General features: G+C 44.2%; 20 protein-coding genes. 4 read left to right on the top strand and 16 right to left on the bottom strand.

Annotated elements, in window-relative coordinates:
* Nucleotides 1–604: Rpn family recombination-promoting nuclease/putative transposase (locus ACQRBJ_RS13145; RefSeq protein WP_445303878.1), on the top strand; the 604-nt coding region annotated here is incomplete at its 5' end.
* 497 nt (nucleotides 605–1,101) lie between these two features.
* Here the strand turns inward: ACQRBJ_RS13145 and ACQRBJ_RS13140 are convergent.
* From ACQRBJ_RS13140 to ACQRBJ_RS13105, 8 genes are all read right to left on the bottom strand, one after another.
* On the bottom strand, nucleotides 1,102–2,004 hold the full coding sequence (locus ACQRBJ_RS13140; protein ID WP_445303877.1) for an Abi family protein: 903 nt from the start codon (nucleotides 2,002–2,004) through the stop codon (nucleotides 1,102–1,104).
* A gap of 1,009 nt (nucleotides 2,005–3,013) precedes the next feature.
* Nucleotides 3,014–3,487, bottom strand: a complete 474-nt coding sequence (locus ACQRBJ_RS13135; protein ID WP_441936553.1) for a hypothetical protein — start codon at nucleotides 3,485–3,487, stop codon at nucleotides 3,014–3,016.
* 16 nt (nucleotides 3,488–3,503) lie between these two features.
* Nucleotides 3,504–4,415 (bottom strand): helix-turn-helix transcriptional regulator, encoded by a 912-nt coding sequence (locus ACQRBJ_RS13130; RefSeq protein ID WP_445303876.1) that lies wholly within the window; start codon nucleotides 4,413–4,415, stop codon nucleotides 3,504–3,506.
* A gap of 1,572 nt (nucleotides 4,416–5,987) precedes the next feature.
* On the bottom strand, nucleotides 5,988–6,446 hold the full coding sequence (locus tag ACQRBJ_RS13125) for a hypothetical protein (RefSeq protein ID WP_235305745.1): 459 nt from the start codon (nucleotides 6,444–6,446) through the stop codon (nucleotides 5,988–5,990).
* On the bottom strand, nucleotides 6,433–6,624 hold the full coding sequence (locus tag ACQRBJ_RS13120; RefSeq protein WP_235305744.1) for a hypothetical protein: 192 nt from the start codon (nucleotides 6,622–6,624) through the stop codon (nucleotides 6,433–6,435). The genes ACQRBJ_RS13125 and ACQRBJ_RS13120 overlap by 14 nt, the downstream gene beginning before the upstream one ends.
* A 128-nt stretch (nucleotides 6,625–6,752) precedes the next feature.
* Nucleotides 6,753–7,247: a hypothetical protein gene (locus tag ACQRBJ_RS13115; RefSeq protein WP_441936562.1), complete on the bottom strand. Its 495-nt coding sequence runs from the start codon at nucleotides 7,245–7,247 to the stop codon at nucleotides 6,753–6,755.
* A 1,134-nt stretch (nucleotides 7,248–8,381) separates the two neighbouring features.
* Nucleotides 8,382–8,933, bottom strand: coding sequence for an IS4 family transposase (locus ACQRBJ_RS13110; protein ID WP_445303875.1), 552 nt, complete (start codon nucleotides 8,931–8,933; stop codon nucleotides 8,382–8,384).
* On the bottom strand, nucleotides 8,911–9,057 hold the full coding sequence (locus tag ACQRBJ_RS13105; RefSeq protein WP_229775021.1) for a DUF4372 domain-containing protein: 147 nt from the start codon (nucleotides 9,055–9,057) through the stop codon (nucleotides 8,911–8,913). The genes ACQRBJ_RS13110 and ACQRBJ_RS13105 overlap by 23 nt, the downstream gene beginning before the upstream one ends.
* A gap of 768 nt (nucleotides 9,058–9,825) precedes the next feature.
* Here ACQRBJ_RS13105 and ACQRBJ_RS13100 point away from each other — a divergent pair.
* Entirely contained in the window at nucleotides 9,826–12,288 is a 2,463-nt protein-coding gene (locus tag ACQRBJ_RS13100) for an FAD-dependent oxidoreductase (RefSeq protein ID WP_445303874.1), read from the top strand.
* An 837-nt stretch (nucleotides 12,289–13,125) separates the two neighbouring features.
* On the opposite strand, the gene ACQRBJ_RS13095 is transcribed toward ACQRBJ_RS13100, so the two are convergent.
* The 8 genes from ACQRBJ_RS13095 to ACQRBJ_RS13060 all read right to left on the bottom strand — a co-directional run bounded on the left by ACQRBJ_RS13095 (nucleotide 13,126) and on the right by ACQRBJ_RS13060 (nucleotide 19,617).
* On the bottom strand, nucleotides 13,126–13,344 hold the full coding sequence (locus tag ACQRBJ_RS13095; RefSeq protein WP_441936568.1) for a hypothetical protein: 219 nt from the start codon (nucleotides 13,342–13,344) through the stop codon (nucleotides 13,126–13,128).
* 157 nt (nucleotides 13,345–13,501) lie between these two features.
* Entirely contained in the window at nucleotides 13,502–14,185 is a 684-nt protein-coding gene (locus ACQRBJ_RS13090) for a hypothetical protein (RefSeq protein ID WP_445303873.1), read from the bottom strand.
* On the bottom strand, nucleotides 14,106–14,582 hold the full coding sequence (locus ACQRBJ_RS13085) for a hypothetical protein (protein ID WP_441936572.1): 477 nt from the start codon (nucleotides 14,580–14,582) through the stop codon (nucleotides 14,106–14,108). Before ACQRBJ_RS13085 ends, ACQRBJ_RS13090 begins: the two co-directional genes overlap by 80 nt.
* 11 nt (nucleotides 14,583–14,593) lie before the next feature.
* On the bottom strand, nucleotides 14,594–14,980 hold the full coding sequence (locus ACQRBJ_RS13080; RefSeq protein ID WP_441936573.1) for a helix-turn-helix domain-containing protein: 387 nt from the start codon (nucleotides 14,978–14,980) through the stop codon (nucleotides 14,594–14,596).
* A gap of 375 nt (nucleotides 14,981–15,355) precedes the next feature.
* Nucleotides 15,356–16,144 (bottom strand): hypothetical protein, encoded by a 789-nt coding sequence (locus ACQRBJ_RS13075; RefSeq protein WP_445303872.1) that lies wholly within the window; start codon nucleotides 16,142–16,144, stop codon nucleotides 15,356–15,358.
* A gap of 332 nt (nucleotides 16,145–16,476) precedes the next feature.
* Nucleotides 16,477–17,622 (bottom strand): site-specific integrase, encoded by a 1,146-nt coding sequence (locus ACQRBJ_RS13070; protein ID WP_445303871.1) that lies wholly within the window; start codon nucleotides 17,620–17,622, stop codon nucleotides 16,477–16,479.
* A gap of 177 nt (nucleotides 17,623–17,799) precedes the next feature.
* Nucleotides 17,800–18,786, bottom strand: a complete 987-nt coding sequence (locus tag ACQRBJ_RS13065; RefSeq protein WP_294936026.1) for a helix-turn-helix domain-containing protein — start codon at nucleotides 18,784–18,786, stop codon at nucleotides 17,800–17,802.
* Nucleotides 18,787–19,137: 351 nt separating this feature from the next.
* Nucleotides 19,138–19,617, bottom strand: coding sequence for a hypothetical protein (locus tag ACQRBJ_RS13060; protein WP_445303870.1), 480 nt, complete (start codon nucleotides 19,615–19,617; stop codon nucleotides 19,138–19,140).
* A gap of 425 nt (nucleotides 19,618–20,042) precedes the next feature.
* Between ACQRBJ_RS13060 and ACQRBJ_RS13055 the strand changes: the two genes are divergently transcribed.
* Complete coding sequence (locus tag ACQRBJ_RS13055; RefSeq protein ID WP_445303869.1) at nucleotides 20,043–20,273, top strand: hypothetical protein; 231 nt, start codon at nucleotides 20,043–20,045, stop codon at nucleotides 20,271–20,273.
* Between the two features lie 71 nt (nucleotides 20,274–20,344).
* Nucleotides 20,345–20,554 (top strand): DUF4248 domain-containing protein, encoded by a 210-nt coding sequence (locus ACQRBJ_RS13050; RefSeq protein ID WP_445303868.1) that lies wholly within the window; start codon nucleotides 20,345–20,347, stop codon nucleotides 20,552–20,554.
* Nucleotides 20,555–20,647: the final 93 nt, after the last annotated feature.

Here is a 20,647-nt window from a genome sequence, read left to right as displayed (position 1 = left end):
CAAGGGTAATGAATGGGATTTCAAACTCAACCATATCTACACCATTGCCCTGCTCAACTTCAATATGAACGAGGAAGCCTTCAACAAGGAAGAAATCCGCCATCGTGTGCAGTTGTGCGATACTGCCACGCACAAGATATTCTACGATAAGCTGGAATTTATCTACGTGGAAATCGCCAAGTTCAACAAATCGCTGGACGAGTTGGAAACGCTCTACGACAAATGGCTCTATGCCCTAAAGAATCTCTATAAGCTTACTCAGCGCCCTAAGGCGTTATGCGACAAGGTCTTCGACCGCCTATTCGAAGAAGCCGAGATTGCAAAATTCACTCCGCAGGAGCAGCGGGAGTATGAAGCCAGCAAGATGGCATATCGTGATATCAAGAATTCGATTGATACCGCCAAGCGAGAAGGTAAAGAAGAGGGCCTGGCTGAAGGAATGGAGAAGGGTCTGGCTGAAGGCATGAAAAAAGGCATGGAGAAGGGCATGAACAAGCGAAGCCTTGAGATTGCCAGAAAGATGCTGGCAAATGGTATGGATGCTGCCACGGTGATGGAAATAACAGGATTGTCGGAGAGCCAGTTACAGCAGCTGAAAGGATAAAGGCAAATCTAAGACGAATTTTATCTGATACTTTACCACCGGTAAAGGTGGTAATATACCACCATGATAAGTAGTAACTAAAGTTTCGCAAGTTGATATTTATTCATTTGCGAAACTTCAGTAACATAATAATATGGAAGCAATTCTAATCAGGATATCACGGATTCAAACAACTTCTAGACTCTACTTTCGAATTGGATATGCAGCACTCCCATCCAACCAGCTTTCGCCAGCAGGAAGGCGGCGCCTTAATGGTTCTAAATCAATCTAAAAAAATGATATCATTTTTTTCCAATCTCGTCCTGTGCCTTCTTCAGATAAAGTATCTATTATTGGCTGATTATCAGTATTATACACTCTAAACGGTAGAAAAGTGGCGATGTGGATTCTGTTTAGATACGAAAAATAGAAGATTTAACGTTTTTAACCTTCTGTCACACCGAAATTACAAAAAATTTGGGTGATGTAAGGTGGTTAGTAGTCACTCCATATGCCTTTTATTGCCACAGTGGTTCGTTATCCCAACCAGAAGGAAAACCAAGGGCAGCCTTATCTACTTCTGGAAACGTAGCAAAAAGTCTGTTCATCTTATCAAGCATATCGTTATTTGGAGATATGATGTCAAGAAAGTACTTGATGATGCACATATCAAAGTACACTTTCAATGGATCTGTCGGCAAGGTAATCCAAGGACGTGACATTCTAATTGGCATGGTAGCACGAATAGAGAATACCCTATTCCATACACGTGCATGATGACAACATGAGTTTCTTGTTACAGTGATAATGGTAAGCCAAGATTCAAAAGGTGCAACTTGCAAGCCAAATGACTGTGCAATACGCTTCTTTATCTTCTTATTCTTGATGTTAGAATAAACATTGGTGATTACACCAAATGGCAATATCTCTGTCAGCATCCATGAAGGTGGGTACTGATTGGTATATGTCTCTTTGAAATGGTTGATGAAATCCTCTTTTGTATGGTTCAGTTCATCTTCTATAAGATGTATAGAGCGATTGAACTTGGACGGATTTGAGAAATTGTTGGCATCAGTCATCCAAAAAGGGTTGCCTGTCATTTCCGTTCCAAAGTTCACGATTGCACAACGCACTGCGACCTCTATCTTTTCAATTTCATTGAATAAAAGTAGGCGTAGCTTCTTGTCAAAGCGATACAACATCATAACCTTACCGAAAGATACTCCTCGCTTGAATAGATGTTGCTCCTTGGGAATGGAATGCAATGGGTACATATAGGCAGACAAACGATAGTAACCGATGTGGGAAAGATAATGCTGAGCCTTTTCTTCATCGGTTATCTCCATACCTCTTGTTTTGAGTAGTTGTACTAACTCTTGGGGTGTGGAGTATGTTTTTATGAACGGAATTTTTGTTGCCATATACCTATAAAAACAAAAATGACCCGCACATTTGAGCATCGTTGAGAGGCTTGGCGGGTTCTCGTGCTGCAAAGATACGAATAATCATTGATAATACAAACTTTTTAGAAAGAAAAATCACACAAAAGTGGAATTCTTTGACATATTTATGTTTGATAATGTTAAATCAAACCTTGAAATCATACTTTGCCAGCCAAACAAAGTGGTTTTCAAGGTAAAAGTATTATCTTTATAACGTCTATACTCATACCGGAAGCCCCGATGGGCAGAGGTTGGGCAGACATACATATGGTAAAAGGCGTTTTTGTACGCTTTGGTTTTGATCGGGTCATAGGTCATAGGGTCAGTGTCCTACCCATTTTTCTCAGGCTACGAGCGAAACGAGGCTTTTCCGCAGGACACTGACCTGTCCGTGTGCCACGAGGCGCACAGCTATATATAAAGGGTTGGCTACCTTCCATATAAGATGTAGCCGTAACTGCCAATGAGATGAGAGAAGGTCTCTCGGTGTCGGTGTGCAGGCACTGGCATCAAACCCTCTGCAAGCTGCTGCAGTCGGAAACGTTGCAGTGGTGAGCGTTGCAGAGAGGTACGTATTACTGAGCTGAACGCAAGTGAACGTTTTCGTTAAGCCAAATAGGGTCAGAGGGACAGTAGATCCATTTCTCGACTGTATTGTAGCATGGCCCTCCCTCACTTGTCTTCAAGCACCTCGCCCTATATTTCATGTATCTTCATCACGGTGCGGAGCGCAGTTAGTATGTACGAGTGTTCAAAATCAAACAAGTTGAAGCCTGCAAAACTCAAGTAAACATTATTACAATGCGAAACAGTCAACTACATTTTGGCTTATTGTTCCGGCATCTCCACATTCCACCATGCTAATAGCTGTCATCTCGGCAGATTGTGGCGAAGATGCAGACACTTGGAGGACAATAGTCTCTCCAAGGTCTGTCGTTATCTGTACGTCAAATAATTCCATATAGTTTTCTCCTTTACCAAACGATAATTAGTCTTTTAAATTTGCAAAAGGTCTTCTACCTTGATGCGACAACTTAAACTCTGCTATCATTTTTTTCTCAACATGCCTTGGTTCCTCCTCTGTTCTTTTCCAACAAACAACGAGATTTGCAGAGTCTTTTAATTGCCAAATAAATCGTCCACCCTTATGTCCTACCTTTTTCCCACTGCCAAATTTCATGTATTGAGAAAGTCTTTTCCTAAGGCTTGTAGCTTTACCTATGTATATTACCTGCTCGCCGTCAATCCAGTTTGTTTCGAGTTCTTCAATCGACACATTGGGATCTTGTTCTTTGAAGAATCCACCAGTTCCCACTTGCAAAAAAATAGGGTAAGTACCAGTTGTGTACAATAAAACATACACCCCTTTTTCATCTTCTGGTAATTTAGGATTGCGCATTAATTCCTCCACTGTTACGAAGCCCTTGAAGCCTTCGTCCTTTAACTTTTCAACAATTTCCATAATTTAATTTATTTTGTTATGAATTTCTTTTAATTGCATTCTCATATATCTCCCTGATTTCATCTCTAAGGTGTTGCGGTTCCAGCACTTCCAAAGATTTGCTGCGCGAAAGGAGTTCCATCACGAAATCATTTGTTATGCGAAGACGCAAGGAAATGCGGAATTCCTTTTCGTCATCCACAATGATGTTTTGCGAATGATGGATAGGCAACGATTTGATGAAACGACCGTCAAGAGGTGAAAAGCGAAGCACAATATCCTCAATCGGCATCCTCGGGTCATTCCATATACCATAGCAATCCTTAAACAGTTCTTCGACATCAATGTTCATACTTCTTTTGAAGGTCTCGTCGCTCAGTATTTCCAAATTGCGAATACGGTCAACGCCAAAGTTCTTCAATATTCCACCCTCATAGCCCAACAAATACCATCGCTGATTAGATTCTTTGAGATAATGAGGTTCTACTCTATGCGGAAATGTGCTATTGTCTCGTCTGTAATCTATGTATGTGAACGTCACAGGATGTGTATTCTTAATGGCGGAAATCAGGGACGGAAGCCACTCAGAATGTTGTGGACGATGGTGCTCTGCCACAACAAAAGACGACAGGTTGTTTTCGCTCCCCAATGAGTTTAGAAGGTCAAAATTCATCAACAACTCTGCCATTTTCGTATCATAATCACGACTTTGTCTGTCAATTATATAATAATTGTTGCTTCGGTCGTATGAAATATTCACACAGAACATTGACTCGATATCTTCAAGGTCGCGTTCCAATGTCCTTACACCAATCTCCTTATATCCATATATCCAATATAGGCGGTCGTTAACACGGCTCAGAAGCTCCTGTTTGGATATCCGTTGCCGTTGCTTTATGTTATTTAGGATAAGCAGCATCCTACGCATCTGTTCTACCTGTTTGCTCATATCTTTATCAATTTTGGTTGCAAAGATAATGATTCTTTGCGTCAAAAGATGTCGCAACCAAAAAAAAATGAATTTAAAAGAGAAAATAATGGTGAAATTGACATTATTTCAAGGTTTTATTTGGCGGTGGTTCAAAAACCCACATACATACCTTTGGGTTAGTGTGTTCTTCTGCCCGTTTGATTGCAAGACAATTGGATATTTGACGGTCCTTCTAACTCACCAAAAGTAATAAATCGTAAGCCATCAGTAAACCCTGTATTGTGAGATTCGTTTAGAGGGTCAGAGGGACAGGTACATTGACCCTCAACATTTCAGTCGTTAAACTTATCATTGGCAAAACCGAAGTATTTTGTGAAGAAAGACTTTAGAATCATAGGGACAGGTCCATCGCCCCTAAAGAGTGAACCAATGTACCCGTCCGTGTGCCACGAGGCGCACATCTATATATAAAGGGTTGGCTACCTTCCATATAAGATGTAGCCGTAACTGCCAATGAGATGAGAGAAGGTCTCTCGGTGTCGGTGTGCAGGCACTGGCATCAAACCCTCTGCAAGCTGCTGCAGTCGGAAACGCTGCGGTGGTGAGCGTTGCAGAGAGGTACGTATTACTGAGCTGAACGCAAGTGAACGTTTTCGTTAAGCCAGATGAGCAATGATGAGCTTGCTCAGTCATTGCCATGGCGAGAAAAGGTGCATGAAGAAAACCATTCGATGAGGTGTAGTTAATCCTGTTTTCAAGTCATGTCAAAAGTCAGTGTCGGACAGTTCTGGCGACAAGCAATGCTATAACCTGTCTATGGCATTGTGGCATGCGGCATAGAGGTGGCAGGACAGTGATACAGGCTCGTTGGTGGAACGTGGGAAGCAGAAGTCGGAATGCCAAGGGAAATGCCGAAAGTGACGAACAAGGCAGAAACGTACCGAAGTCCGCTTCTGTGACGGATTGCCCCGTAGTAGCGTTGAAGTGTCTGTAATGGACATGGAGCGAAGGGGGTGACACACTCATGCTACTGGAATTATACAACTCTTAAACAAAGAGGAGGATATGATGAAAGAAGCAAAACCATTTGTGATAGATTATGTCTATGCACAAAGCGTTGAGTGTGAAGAGCCGTTTGAGGGGAGACTTTCACGCACGGTTCTGTGAGAGGGTGAGGGTGAAACTCCCTCGCTCTACTCGACCTATGATCCTCGTGAACGACATAAGATGCTGCATTTTGCATCTCGAAACACCCAACATCCGTTAAAAACCACCTCCATTTCCACACTTTTCCCTCAAACCCTTGCACAATCCAAATAAATGTCTTATCTTTGCACCGTCAGTCCTCGCCAAGCCTCTTAACAATGCTCAAATCGTGCGAGGCGTTTTTTATTTATGACACATCTAATTCCTTTCAATATTAAAACCTTATTGACATAATGACATAATGACCTAATGACAAATGATTAGAGCTTTATTTACGTGGAGTTTGAAAATAAGTGCCGCACTATACGTGCGACACTTTCATTTCCTTCATACGATCGAAGAAGCTGAGGTGCTGAATCAAAATGAGTTTGACAGCTTTGACAACTATAACCTGAATCTGCTTCTTATTAGAAAATATAGCGCGAGGAGAATAAGGATGGAGGCGAAGATGCAGATGAGGTAGAGAGTGAAGGGCTTGCGCTGTGGCGCGGTCTTCACTGCTTCTTTCTCTTTTATCACCTCCACCTCTCTTACAATCGTGTCTGACCTTGCAACATAGACCGTGTCACGGAGGATGGAGAAATGCTGCTTGTTGGATTCCTGCCTGATATAGACCGTGTCGCGGATTGTTTCGACGGTGAAGTATTGCTCGACAATGACAGAGTCGAATCGGAGCTGTGACACATGGATGGAGTCCTGATAGATTGTCTCTTGCATGCGGTTCAGGATATCAGACTCGCGTGTGGCGATGTCTGATGAACGGCATGAACATAAGAGCGCGATGGATGCCAATGTGCCAAGGGCGAGCTTTTGGATGCTGCTGATAAATCTATGTCTTGTCATTTTTGATGCGGTGTTTGTAGTCGATGCCGATTACTGCTCCTGCAAAGGTCAGGATCTCGCCAAAGGCGGTGAGGACTGTCGGGTCGATGACTCCCATCGGTGGAACGAAAAAGGCGGCTGTGATGAGGAAGACACCGAAGCAGACGAGCAGAAGGGCAAGAAGAATCTGATGCTTCATTTAGATGTGAAGGTGTTAAGGCGCTTCGCTTGTTAAGGTGTGAAGGTGTTCAAGGTCTTCAGTAGTGTTAGACTTGTGCAGAGTCTTATGTAGCGTCAATGAACATCTTAACACCTTAACACCTCAGCTTATTCGTACTGTGAGCCGCCAGCTGAGTCGCCGCCACCAGTTGAGCTGCCACCGCTTCCTGGGTCTTCAGCGCCACCAGAACCACCAGGAGTCTGCGAGCTGCCGCCACCGCCAGAAGGAGCTGACGCATTGTAGCTGGCATTGATGTCAACGGTCACGAGACCAGACTCATCGATGCTGTACATGCCCTTGGCATACATCATGCCGCGAAGAGTGGAGAAGCGAATCTGACGGTCGTACATCTTCTTGACCTTCTGATAGTCTTCCGAGTTCTTCTCCTTCTCAGCCTTGATCCACGCGCTGAGCGCAGAGCTGATGGCACCGAACGAGCTGCGCTGTGCAGTGACCATTTCCGACCAGTTGGTGTTCGGGTTGCAGAGCTTCACCGAGTAGCATGCGCCGGTCTTCTTGTTGACCTTGGTGTAGATGTCGTCCTGACGGCAGGCACGACCTGAGTGAACGCCAGTGATCCAGTTACCATATACCTTTCCCATATCAATTCCTCTCATCCCACGGAGGTGTAAGGTGTGAAGGTGTTAAGTCGCTTCGCTTGTTAAGATGTTAAGGTGTTCAAGGTCTTCAGTAGTGTTAGTCTTGTGCAGAGTCTTATGTAGCGTCAATGAACATCTTCACATCTTAACACCTTCACACCTTCACATCTTCACATCTTTCCTGCTGGGCCGGGGACAAGAGGATAGGGTTTATCCCAGCAGGCTTATTACTGATCAGCTGGTGCAAGTTACTAATTACAATCAGATCAGTCTGTTTTCCCCACAAATTCCCTTCCTTTCCCTTGCGCGAGATAAGGGGCGCGAAGACATTTTGTGGGTGTCGCTAAGGGAAAGACTCCGCCGCATCTTTCACTTTCGACGGTGTAAAGATACGACATAAAAAATTGGCCTCGTCCGTATTTGTCCGTTTTTGTCCAAGATTTTGAAAAAAAATTATTTTTCTTGATTTTAATGCTTTCAGGCACCAGAAAATATGGAAAATCGTTGCAAATTTGCTGAAAAATCATTATATTTGCATTGTAGCAAGCAGTTGTGGAGGAGTGTAGATGTGAAGTCGCTTCATTCGTGAAGAAGTAGATATCCAAGGTCATTCGCTGTGGCTCATGCGCTGTCAATGAGCACTTTAGCTTCTTACGCCCAAATATCTATTACATCCAATCACCTTACACACCTATTTTCACCAAATTTGAGCCAAGAATCGGCAAATCGACGACTCCGCAGATGGATGATTCAAATGAATCTGGAAGGCATTCCATGCCCTCTCATAACGTTCTGTTGCTCTCATAATTTCGTTGCTTTTAAAATTATGGTGCAAAGGTAAGAACTTTTACGATAAAGGGCAAGGTATAAATGCGGAGACGCTTACAATTGGAGACCAAAAACTATGCGAAGAACTCCGGAAAGTGGGATTTTTCGACCATCAGCGCGACCATTTTTTCACTAAAAAAGAGGTTGAATTGCTCTTTGAATACATTGGAGAGCCTTGCAACTGATTGAATATCATGTTTTTAGCAAATTCCATTTGTCATTAGGTCATTATGTCATTATATCATTAAGAAAATAAAACTCTGTCAAAAAGCTCTAATATAATTATATTTAAAATCACTGCTGTCCCGTTTAGAAATCATCGGGCCTGAAAAGGCTAGGATATAGCCAATCCTCCGTCTCTTCTGTTGGAACAGCTTTGTTAAACAATTCATTTAAAGGAGTCTTGTCCGTAAGGAATAGACCCACGTTCTTTGAAATAGTGTGTAGCGATTGTTCTATGTGCATCACTTTCTTTGCATAAGCTAAAAGCAAGTATGTGCATATGGCAATCCAGATTTGCAGATATATGGCATTCTCGGAAGTTCCATAAAAGGATTTGATGTGAAGGTGTTGCTTAATCCATTTAAAGTAAAGTTCCACGTTCCATCTTTCCCTATATAATTCAGATATGGTAAGCGCTTCATATTCTATGTTGTTTGTGAGAAACCTATACACCTTACTTGTTGCATAGTCCTCATAGGTTACCATTCTAAGTTCTTCAGGATACCATTTGGCAGTATGTAGTCCTGTTAATTTGATACGTTCATCAGAAATGATACCAGTACTCTTGTCAACTTCGGCTTCTGATACAACTTCAAAAAGCATGTTATCTTTTGCCCTAGTAACAAAGAATGCATTCACGACCTGTTAATTGAGCATAGCTCATTACTAGAATTTGGTCTTTACAAGAGAAGTTTCTTGCTCTGTAGTTTCCCTTATAACGGTCTACACAAGTTTTGAAATCACGTTCTGGTATAAGTGACATAATCTGAGAGAATATAGTTTTGCCTTTGTTCATCGCACACGTATTTTAAATATGCGTGCAAAGATACAAAATCAACTCGAATACACTATAAAAAGTCCGTAAACTTTTGAGTATTAATAACTTATTTGATAATCGTCTCGTTTTAACGGGACACTAGTGATTTAAAATATAATTATATTAGGGGCTAAATGACAATCCCGAATCCTTAATGACATAATGACCTAATGACATAATGACATAATGACAACAGACCCTTGCCGTGTAGTGTTGTCCCTAAAAAAAGTTGAATGGATTTTAACTTAAACCCTATTATGGGTTGAATAATTTCTATTAACCCTAATCAAGGTTGAATCTATTCTCTTAAACCCTATAAAAGATTGAATAATGCCTTATGGTGCAGACTCAATCATTGACCATGTTGGGATATGTGGGCAGTTCGTGTGCAGATAATAGGCTTGCCAGCTCTTTTACTGTTTGGCACCAGATTTTTTTTCATTCAATATTTTCAGGGCAATACAGACACCATTTTGGGCAATTATGTTGCATGATGAAGCATTTTTTCTTCAAAATATTTGGCAATATGGAAAAAAATACCTACCTTTGTACTCGAGACAAACAGGTTAGGCAATGGGTAAAAGGTGGCGATAGCTACGTAATGGGAGGCCCCTACCTGCTGTTGGCGCTTAGGTATGAGCGTGGAAACTGACTTACTTATACGGGGAAGAACCGTACAATTACGATAAACTTACACATTAAAACAAAGAGAAAATGGCCAAAACAAAATTCGTCATAGTGGGAGGCGTCGCCGGAGGAGCCACCGCGGCAGCCCGAATGAGGAGGCTCTCCGAAGAAGCAGAGATTGTCCTTTTTGAGAAAGGGGAATACATATCGTATGCCAACTGCGGTCTACCCTATTACATAGGCGGCGTGATAGAAGAGCGCGACAAGCTCTTCGTCCAGACACCCGAGGCATTCGGCAAACGCTTCAACATCGATGTCCGCACCAACAGCGAGGTCACAGCCATCGATACAGAGCAGCGACAGGTGACGGTCAAGACCACCGACGGAAAGACCTATACAGAACGCTACGACAAGCTCCTGCTCTCACCCGGAGCCTCACCGGTCGTGCCCCCACTCCCTGGCATACAGAGCGAAGGCATCTTTACGCTGAGAAACGTGAACGACACCGACCGTATCAAGTCATACCTGAGTTGCCACAAAGTACGCCGCGCAGTCATCGTGGGTGGAGGCTTCATCGGTCTTGAGATGGCCGAAAACCTCAGACACGCAGGCGCGGAAGTCGCCGTCGTCGAGATGGCCCCACAGGTGATGGGTCCCATAGACTACTCCATGGCGGCCCTCGTACACGAGCATCTGCAGGAGCAGGGAGTCAGGCTATACCTCGAACAAGCCGTAGAGAGCTTTTCACGTCAAGGCGAAGCACTCTCCGTACACTTCAAGTCAGGCATAAAGCTTGAGGCCGATATGGTCCTGCTGAGCATCGGAGTGAGAGCCGAGACACGCCTTGCCCAAGACGCACATTTGAAGTTAGGCGAGATGCGTGGCATTTGGGTAAACGAATATCTGCAGACATCAGACGAAAACATTTATGCCGTAGGTGATGCCATCGAATTCCCACACCCCATCACAGGCAAACCGTGGCTCAACTTCCTCGCAGGCCCAGCCAATCGTCAGGCACGCATCGTGGCAGACAATATGGTGCTGGGCAACAGTGTCAGATACGAAGGCTCGATAGGCACAGCCATAGCAAAAGTTTTCGACATCACGGTAGCCTCCACGGGTCTGCCAGCCAAGCGGCTCAAGCAGATGAACATACCATACCTCTCAGCCACCATACACAACGGCTCCCATGCAGGCTACTATCCTGGCAGCACCCAGATGGCGATCAAGATAACCTTCTCCCCCACAGACGGACGCATCTACGGAGCGCAGATCGTAGGCTGCGACGGAGTGGACACACGCATCGACCAGTACGCACTCGCCATCAAGCAGGGAGCCACTGCAGAGCAACTCACCCGACTCGAACACGCCTATGCACCCCCGTTTTCGTCAGCCAAAGACCCCGTTGCCATTTCGGGCTACGTCGCCTGCAATATACTCAGCGGAAAGATGCAGCCTCTGTACTGGCGTGAGATGCGCGACGCCGACACGTCCGCAGTCACCCTCGTCGATGTGCGTACCCCCGACGAATACGCATTGGGCAGCATACCCGGTGCGATCAACATTCCTCTGGACGACATGAGGCAACGCCTTGGCGAGATACCCACAACACGCCCCGTATGGCTCTTCTGCGGAGTAGGCCTGCGCGGCTACCTCGCCTCCAACATACTCAAGGCAAACGGTTATAGCCAAGTGAGCAACCTCATCGGAGGACTGCGCACATACAAGGCCGCCACCGCAAGCAGAGAGACCCCCCAAGGCTTTGACGACAAAAACGAGACGCACGTCGCAAGCGAATGCCGCCCCAGCCCACAAGGCAAGGTGACAATCACGGTCGACGCCTGCGGCATACAATGCCCAGGACCCATTCTCAAGATGAAACAGGCCATGGACAGACTTAGTGCAGGTCAGACTCTGGTGATAAAGGCCACAGACGCAGGCTTCCCACGCGATGCTGAGGCATGGTGCCGCACCACAGGCAACAAGTTCGTCAGCAGACACTCAGAGGGCGGCATACACACTGTAGAAATAGAAAAGGCGACACCATGCCCCGTAGGAACCCCACTCCCCACGACGAATGCCCAAGGCAAGACCTTTATCCTCTTCAGTGACGACCTCGACAAAGCCCTCGCCACCTTCGTCCTCGCCAACGGAGCGGCAGCCACGGGCAAGAAAGTCAGCATCTTCTTTACATTCTGGGGGCTTAACGCCATCAAGAAGACCCACAAGCCACACGTCGCCAAAGACCTCTGGGGGCGAATGTTCTCATGGATGCTCCCCTCAGACTCCACCAGCCTCTCACTCTCCAAGATGAACATGATGGGCATAGGCTCCAAGATGATGCGTTTCCTCATGGCCAAGAAAGGAGTCGACTCGCTCGAATCCCTGCGTCAGCAAGCCATCGACAACGGCGTGGAATTCATAGCCTGCCAGATGTCTATGGACGTGATGGGGATAAGCCGCGACGAACTCCTCGACAACGTCAACGTAGGCGGCGTAGCAAGCTATATGGAACGAGCCGAAAACTCAAACGTCAATCTGTTCATATAAGCCACTGAGGCGAGCGCAAGATCGCTCGCCTCAGCTGCGATTAGGTCCCTATCCGAGTTCAAATCCTATGATGAAAGTTGTGTGATAACCTGCATCAGCCTTTTCAGCAAGATCAAGAGAACCACCTTGCATAATCATGATGTAGTACCCTAAAAAAGTTGAATGGATTTTAACTTAAACCCTGTTAAGGGTTGAATAATTTCTATTAACCCTAATCATGGTTGAATCTATTCTCTTAAACCCTATAAAAGATTGAATATTGCCTTATGGTGCAGACTCAATCATTGACCATGTTGGGATATGTGGGCAGTCCTTGTGCAGATAATAGGCTTGCCAGCTCTTTTACTGTTTGGCACCAGTTTTTTTTCATTCAATGTTTTTCAGGGTAATACACTTTCTTGAACGTGGCATCGTTTTTGAAAACATGTGCAGTCTTGTGAATTTTCAATCCTCTGGGAAGGGTTCGAATTCAGCAAGGGAGCAAGTAGGGAGTCCTGTTTAGCCTTCTGAGGATAATTCTCTTGATAAGAAGCATATTCAGATTATAGTTGTCATAGTTGTCAAACTCATTTCAATAAGATGATATTAGCAAGGCTCTTTTTGAATAGTTTATTCTTTGGACTATTGTATATAGTGAAAATACACATAGAAAGCTACCTCCATTGCAATCGTTATGATTGACAGAAGGGAAAGGGAGTCAACGACGTAGAACAGTTTAGCAGAAATCCATACGCCCTCGTTATTCTTTATAATGTCAGTAAGTCGTTGGATATATTTCTGCCAAATCGTTTCCTGCTGCTTGTCGTGGTCGGCAAGTTTCTGTTCCTCTAGCTCCAGCTATTGGGCATGGATTTCGTGCATCTTCTGCCAGTCAGCGTCTGAGACATTCACCGATACTTTCAACTTTGTGGGTGCATCTTCCATGACTCGGCCAATGTGCTCGCTCATTGTATCAAACTTACCACTGATGGTATCTACGGCATTACCCAGTTTCTCTTCGGATCGCTGATACTGCTGGCTAACCGACTCACACTGAATGTGGCATTTACAATGCATAGTTTCGTAGAACTATCAAAGCTCAGTAACCATAATTGCTTGCTTTTTTATCTGGTCAGTCTCCCAGGCATCGATAGATGGTTGGGGTATTAGGCTTCCCGATGCCAGAATAATCTGGCACATGGGCAAGCCCAATGCCCGAAGATTTGGAATGCAACTAACCACGTGTCGCAAATTTGTCTATACGATAAGTACAATTGTTGAACACGATTTTCTTGACCATCTCATTGAGCCTGTCGGCAATACGGTCACCATAATGCCCTCGGATTTGCTGCGGAGTGAGGTTGGTCGTGATAATGGTGAAAAGCTGCTCTTCGTAACGCTTTGTCAGCTGGTCAATGACAGGTGTATAGATGTTACCATAGTCCAATACCTCTGATGGTTCCGTGCCAAGGTCATCTATGCCAAGCATATCAACATTTATGAGTTTACGGTATGCCTCATAGTTGTTCTTGCAGAGGTACGCAATGTACTTTGCATCCACAATTCGGATTCCATACGTTCCTTCGTTGTATGGTTTGGGAATATGCAGTGTGTTCAGCAATTGTTGGAATGCTTTAAGCATTGTACTCTTGCCATTTCCACATCCACCGCACAGCAGGATGCCGAAATGGGATGATGGTGTGGTAAGCCAATAAGCCATCTCCTGAAGTTGCTTCTCCATATCTTCGTTAGAACAGAAGACACGGTGTCGATATTCCACCTCAGCCATAATTGCAGCCAACAGATAGGCATAAGCCTTATCCTCTGACATGGGTATTCTAAAACGAGCCCTCATAGGACGACGCTGTAGCATGGATTTCTTTAATTCCTCTACGTCGATTTTGAGTGTTGTTTTCATTATTCCTTTCCCTTTCTTTGATTGAAAGATTTTTTGAATCGCTTTTTATTAAATTGTCTTTGTCTTTATCTTTTATATGTGTCAAGCCATCTGTCAACTCTACTGTCAAGTCATCCGTCCAATTTGTGAGCGTATAGGTTGACGGTAGATGACGTGATTTGCCTTCGGTGAACGAGATAAATCTGCGCTTGACAAGATGCTCCCTTGCCGTGATGACCGTCTGTCTTGAAACACGGAGGTCATCACTTATCCTTGTAGTGGAACAGGCAAAGGGCATCTGCCAGAAACGCTTGTTGCATTCGTTCACAAGATAGGCAAACAAGGCAATCTCACTTGCTGGCATTGGCGACTTCATGGCAGAACGCCACATTTGATTCATCAAACCAATGTAATTCATATCTCTATCTGTTAATCATACCAGCAGGACTTGTTCGGCTTGCGCTTGTGCGAAGAGAGAATGGCATTGTTCTCTTCGTCTGCTGTCAGCGGCACGGCATTCTTGCGGTTCACCTCCAGCCACTTGTCAAGTTCGTCCTGATAGAGGACGTAACGTTTGCCAGGCTTGGTGGCTGGTATCGTCCCGTCACCGAGTTTCATGTACAGCGTCCCTAAAGGAATGCGTGTGTACTCAGCCGCTTCCTCCACAGTCATGGGCTTGTGACGGCTCTCGCGAACATGATGTTTCCGATTCTCTTCCTGCTGTTTGATAAGCAGTGTTTTCATACCCATCACCTCATTCCGAAGCTGGGCGATGACCTGTGGGAGGTCGTTGAATGTCAATTCATTTTGTTCCATAATTTTCACGGACTTTGGTTAGAGACCGGGTGCAAAGGAACTGAATGAAGCATCCGTGCTGATGGAAACTTATGGTAATTCGCAAATCACTTTATAATAACTTGAAAAGGTGTGATTATCAGATGATTATTGAATGACAACAGAGACTTTCGCCAGGTATCTTCATGATATTAGCAAGTAAGCACAAATAACCCACTGCAAAAACTGTCGTATGATTCGACTGTTTTTGCAGTGGGACTAAGAAGGCAGACGAAGTTCTATATACTGGCAGGGAAAGATAGCCAGTTTTGTTAAAGGTACCTGAATATAGGACCAGCCGCATCTGACAATATAAATCGGATGCGGCTAGTTGTTAACGATGAGAAGGAGGTGATTCTACTTTATGGATTGAGGTATATGAAACGATACTCCGTCTTTGCCAGGCAAGTCTATATGGATTTTGTCCGATGTTGATGTGACTCTTAGGTTCTTCAAGGTGGAATTATCAAGGTCCTTGCAAAGGTCTGGGAACATGGTGCGGATGAAATTGATGCATAGTTCCACGCTGTATGGTTTGCTCTTGCCGAGTCCTAACCTTGAAGTGATGTTCCATATCAGATGACGCACGTCAAAACTGGTCAGTGTACCTTTTAACCCGACAAGTGGCTTCGGTTCGTATGCTGGATTGATGGCAAACGACATGATTTCAGCACAGAATGTCTCCATGTCATCCTGTTTGATAAACGGAGCCATGGTATAATGAAGATATTCCATGATCTTGTCAAGCTGCTCTTTCCTATGAGAGGCTTGATTCCTGTAAAAATCATCACAACCCTGTCTGTAAAGGTCAATCATAGAGGAAGGAGTAATGATGTCTTTCGTTTCTTCTTTCATTGCCAATAGCATTTCTGGCTCCCCAGAAACGACTTCCTCATTTGGTAACTTTGATCCGGGTTGTTCTTCTGCGACAATTAATTTCTCATCCATCGCTTTGTTGGCTAATATGGATTCATAGATTTTCATTGGCACACATAGGAAGCACCATACCATAAACTCCAATAACACAGTAAAGCCTGCGAAGGAAATGTAGAAGATGCTCACATCTTGTGAGAATATACCGCTGATTATTCGTGCCGGTATGATAGCGATGAACAACACCGCTATGCTTACCAGCAAATATAGCATGGCCTTGAAGTTTATTGTAGGGAATACCGGTTCACCATTTATAACTGATGTCTCTTTCATTGTTTTTACCTTTTACTATCGTAATTACTCTTGTTTGTAGCCTGCGATTGGCTCTTTCGGTGTGCAAAGTTACTTTGGTTGTTTCTGACAGCTGATGATTGTCAAAATAATCTGCTTCTTTTTAATTTTAGTTGGCTATCGAGTATGATTTTACGGCGTTTTTCATACTATAAGGATTGTAAGTCAAGAATAAACGAAAAGGTACGAAACAAAAAAAGGAGAAGCAAAGCCTCTCCCCAATGATGATACATATATTGAACAGATATAGGTAGTTATTGCCCAACGACCTTTAGTTGCGCTGTCTTCGCTGGTCTAAGAGTGATACGGTTTACCGACTCGCGTTTGCTCTCGTCCGCCATATTCGCATAGATTTGCGTGGTTGAGACGTTCTTATGACCCAACATGTGCTGGACAGTATAGACGCTCGTACCAGCATCCACTTGTAGAGAACCGAATGTATGGCGGCTACAATGGAACGAAATCTTCTTGGTGATGCCAGCGGCTTTCAGCCAGTTCTTCAAGGGTGTCTGGGTAAGTTTGTCAGTGAAACCTGTGAAGACAATGCCAGTTCCACGCTCACCAATCAGTTCCAGCGCCTCGTCACTGATGGGGTTGTTCACCAGTTCCTTTGTCTTCTGCATACGGAGTGTCACGTACATGCCTCCGTCACCGTATGGTTGTATGTTCTCCCATATTAGCTGCTTGATGTCACTCTTTCTCAGTCCCGTCAGACAGGCAAAGAGGAAGGCAGTCTTCAACACACGATATTCGCAAGGTGTGTTTGCCAGCCTTATAAGTTCATCCTTGGATAAATGTTCTTTCTCTGTTGGAATAGTATCAATGCGTTCCAGAAAGCCATTGGGATTCTCCATAATCTTGTGTTCCCTATAGGCGGTATGGAGTACAGCGCGGAAGGTTGACCAATAACCGGCCACACTATTTATGTGCAGTTTGTGCTCTTTGTGGATAGTTTGTGGGGCATTCAAAAGATACTCGCGGAACTTGTTGCACAAGTCAACGGTGATTTCATCGAAACGGCACTTGTTGTTGCAGAATCGGGCAAAGTGCTTATAGACGTGCTGCCACTTGCAGTTCTTCTTGTCTGCTTTCTGCTTGAAGTAGGCAAGAAAATCACCCTTCATCTTCTCCTTGTCAAAGAAATCATATCTTTCATTTACTATAGATTCATAGCGACGACAGCGAAGGGCTTCCGCTTTCTCACGCATACGTTCGTTGTAGTCCTTTTCTCGTTGGTTCTTCGGCTTGGCATAGATGTAGATGCCGAGCGATTCATGACGCATGACCTTCATCGTACTCTCATCCCTATAGCCGGGATAGTAGTCGAGATAGAAGGATAGCTGTTCACCGCCTTTGATTTTGCGTGTGCGGAGTGTCACGGTCTTGCAGATGTTACTCATAATAATACTTTTAGGATTTTTACTTTTTACTGAATGCTGATGGCTGTTGCCGGCAATTCGGGTACAAAGTAACCGAATGGTGCACCCGTGATGATGAAAACTTATCGTAACTTGTGAATAATTGAGGAATAACTGGATTTTGCTCAAAATCGTGGATGTAACTTCTGTTTTCCATCGTCATTGAACCCGATAGGAACCAAATTGAGCCAGCCTCTCGGCCATTACCTTTTCAAGTTCCTCTTTGACGATGAGGTTTTGGACACCGACTTTTATCTTGGTTATTTTCTCTTTCTTGATGATAACGCAGATATTGCTCTTGGTCATACCGTATTTCTCGGCTGCATCTGCTGTGGTGCAATAGGCATCGCTTGCTTTCAAGTCAGGACGGAAGATGTCATCAAGATGTTTCTTTGAATAATAGGTCTTGCCATATTCTCGTTTGGTGGGAATATGGCGACGGTATGCTTGGGTGCGCAATGATTCCTTGGTTGTGGAGTAGAGAGTTTCCGCCTCCTCGGTCGTGAGCCACTCTGTTAGGGCTTCTATCTCGGCAGTAACTCCGAAAAGTTCATCCATGTGTTTACGGCTATAATAGTTCTTCCCCGCGCTCTTGCACATGGGTATGTCGTTTCTCTTGGCTGATGTGTATAGCCATGACTCCCTTACCTTGTAGGTAGCCATGACATCCTCACCAGAGATGTATTCGAGCGGTTCGGAAAACCTCATACCTATTTTGGGTATGTGCTTGTTGTCTTTCTTTGATGAAAGGGAAGATGATGGAGTGGATGACCTTTTGCCTACTTTGTTTTGAGAAGACCCAGGTAACACTCTATGGTAGGGATTGCCAGCCAGCATCTGTTCGATGTCTGCCTTGCGGATGAATACCATTCTACTGCTGATGCGAGATGCTGCGAGTTTTCCTTCGTTAACCAATTTGTAAACGTACTGGCGCGTACATCCCATGAGGATGGCAGCCTTTGAAAAAATGAGATACTCCTGGCTTGCGATGTCAATGACAGGCTCTACTGCTTTGATAAAGTCCTGCTGTTTCTTCTTGAGCTGAGCCTTTGCCGACTCGGCACAATGTTCTGAGCAATACTTCTGCGAACCGCTGTTGCAAGTGAACTCCTTGCCGCAGAAAGCACATTTTCTTGTCTTTCTCATTCGATTCCAAATTATGTGGTTTTACATTCTTTTTGTATAAACCACCGCGCAGTAAACTCATGTAAACCGATGACAACCCTTGTCAACTCTTTCCACGATATTTCTTTTTTCAAACGAGACCATTTCCTTTCTTCTTTCCCTTTAGTATTCGAGTCAACCAAAGTAAACGTTTGTAAACCTTTGTCAACTCTGTCCACGAGATAGCAAAATAAAAGCTCCCTAAATTCTCCGCGGTAGAAATACGTTGCAAAAATAAGCGGAAAATCGGGAACCACCAAATAGCAAGTTCGAAGTGTTAAAATCTAAATGTGCCTGTATTTCAATAGTTTATATTTAGTTAGTTTTTGTTGTTCATGGTAGTTTAGGAGTCTCTAAATACAAGGCGCGGATTCTTAACTCCTTCTCTACTCGCTTCTTCACTTCCTTCTCTATCATGTCCTCTAAGATCTGGTCGAGAGGACGGGAGAAAGGATGCCAACCGTAATCGGCGTTCTCCTTCGTGTGACAGAACAACACCGTGCAAACCTCCAACAATGCCTCCAGACGAACCTCCTCGCTAGGATAATGGGTGAAAATCCAATTGGTGAAACGGACAAACTCGGAGAGCAACATATGCTCGCCCTTGTTCAAATGGGTGAAGAAACTGCGGGTCAGGTGAAACTTTTTCTTGATATCACTCTTCTTCAACACCCAGGCACGCATGCCTTCGGTCAACTCATGATAAGTCGCCTTCTCTGAATAAATGTGCTTGGCAGACTTCACTAACTGGTTTAACAACTTGTCAAAACGCTGCTCGGCAGTCTTCGACGAAATCTCAGCCGCGAGCTTCAACTTCTCAGCGGCAGAAAGTAGGAATTTCTTTTTTCCATCGTTCCTTTTTAAACAAAATTAATACTTAAATTATTTATTTTTACCACAATGTGGTAATTTTCGATTTCCTATATCGCCCTTTTGTCGTAACTTTGCTGACAGTTACCGAATGGTGAACAGCGGGGTGAACACTTGCCCCAAGCATTCACCTTTTCGGCTCCGGGGTGAACCCTAATAAAAAGAACTTTGTATATACAGCGCATGCTAGAAATATAAGAGCCTCTATTATAATGGGTTATATAGTGTTTTTAACACATTATTAACGCTAAAGGTTGGCATCGGGGTTCACCCTTCACCGACTTCATCGCCAAGCGTTCACCCACTCTCTTTCTTAGAGAACGTTGGAAACAACAAAATAATATAAACAACTGCAATTTTTAAACAAAATGAAAAAAGACCCAAACTACAACAGCATGAATGGGACAACTACGATGCCATCGTACTTCCCTTGTATCAAATCTTCGGAGAGCCATCCACTCGCCGACTTCCTAAAACCTACCTACATGTTCCAGCTCGACTTCGACCATGTGAAGAAGGAAGATATGGTCATAGAGAAGGAACCTATCGAGCTGAACAGCGACGCTGCCGTCGATCCTACGGATACTTTCGAGGACTAAGTATCTTACTTTCGACCCGTAAGTATGTTACTTTCAACCCGTAAGTATAATACTTAAACATCAAAAGCTATATGGATATAAGAAGCTATACCAAGCAGGAACTGGCTCTGCTCTATTTCCCCGATTTGTCACCCGTGGTGGCAAGTGCTCATCTGATGCGTTGGATTTGTCGCAATCCCGACCTTCTGAAGAAGCTTCATGAAAGCGGATACGACAAGAACAGCAAGGAATTCACTCCTATGCAAATTTCCTATATTATCTATTTTCTCGGCGAACCATAGGCTTCCAAGTATGAGAAAGTATGAGAAAGTATGAGAAAGTGTGAGCAAGTATGAGAAAGTATGAAGTGGCGTTTTCAGATTTCGTATCTTTGC

It is taken from the genome of Prevotella sp. SGI.167, assembly GCF_050313615.1.
Lineage (GTDB): Bacteria > Bacteroidota > Bacteroidia > Bacteroidales > Bacteroidaceae > Prevotella.
Note: the sequence above shows the minus strand (reverse complement) of the source record. Positions and strands in the feature narration are given on the sequence as shown.

Coding starts and splice junctions, on each gene's coding strand:
- ACQRBJ_RS13140 (WP_445303877.1), bottom strand. CDS start 2,004: ATGGCAACAAAAATTCCGTTCATAAAAACATACTCCACACCCCAAGAG.
- ACQRBJ_RS13135 (WP_441936553.1), bottom strand. CDS start 3,487: ATGGAAATTGTTGAAAAGTTAAAGGACGAAGGCTTCAAGGGCTTCGTA.
- ACQRBJ_RS13130 (WP_445303876.1), bottom strand. CDS start 4,415: ATGAGCAAACAGGTAGAACAGATGCGTAGGATGCTGCTTATCCTAAAT.
- ACQRBJ_RS13125 (WP_235305745.1), bottom strand. CDS start 6,446: ATGACAAGACATAGATTTATCAGCAGCATCCAAAAGCTCGCCCTTGGC.
- ACQRBJ_RS13120 (WP_235305744.1), bottom strand. CDS start 6,624: ATGAAGCATCAGATTCTTCTTGCCCTTCTGCTCGTCTGCTTCGGTGTC.
- ACQRBJ_RS13115 (WP_441936562.1), bottom strand. CDS start 7,247: ATGGGAAAGGTATATGGTAACTGGATCACTGGCGTTCACTCAGGTCGT.
- ACQRBJ_RS13105 (WP_229775021.1), bottom strand. CDS start 9,057: ATGTCACTTATACCAGAACGTGATTTCAAAACTTGTGTAGACCGTTAT.
- ACQRBJ_RS13100 (WP_445303874.1), top strand. CDS start 9,826: ATGGCCAAAACAAAATTCGTCATAGTGGGAGGCGTCGCCGGAGGAGCC.
- ACQRBJ_RS13095 (WP_441936568.1), bottom strand. CDS start 13,344: ATGCATTGTAAATGCCACATTCAGTGTGAGTCGGTTAGCCAGCAGTAT.
- ACQRBJ_RS13090 (WP_445303873.1), bottom strand. CDS start 14,185: ATGAAAACAACACTCAAAATCGACGTAGAGGAATTAAAGAAATCCATG.
- ACQRBJ_RS13085 (WP_441936572.1), bottom strand. CDS start 14,582: ATGAATTACATTGGTTTGATGAATCAAATGTGGCGTTCTGCCATGAAG.
- ACQRBJ_RS13080 (WP_441936573.1), bottom strand. CDS start 14,980: ATGGAACAAAATGAATTGACATTCAACGACCTCCCACAGGTCATCGCC.
- ACQRBJ_RS13075 (WP_445303872.1), bottom strand. CDS start 16,144: ATGCTATATTTGCTGGTAAGCATAGCGGTGTTGTTCATCGCTATCATA.
- ACQRBJ_RS13070 (WP_445303871.1), bottom strand. CDS start 17,622: ATGAGTAACATCTGCAAGACCGTGACACTCCGCACACGCAAAATCAAA.
- ACQRBJ_RS13065 (WP_294936026.1), bottom strand. CDS start 18,786: ATGAGAAAGACAAGAAAATGTGCTTTCTGCGGCAAGGAGTTCACTTGC.
- ACQRBJ_RS13055 (WP_445303869.1), top strand. CDS start 20,043: ATGAAAAAAGACCCAAACTACAACAGCATGAATGGGACAACTACGATG.
- ACQRBJ_RS13050 (WP_445303868.1), top strand. CDS start 20,345: ATGGATATAAGAAGCTATACCAAGCAGGAACTGGCTCTGCTCTATTTC.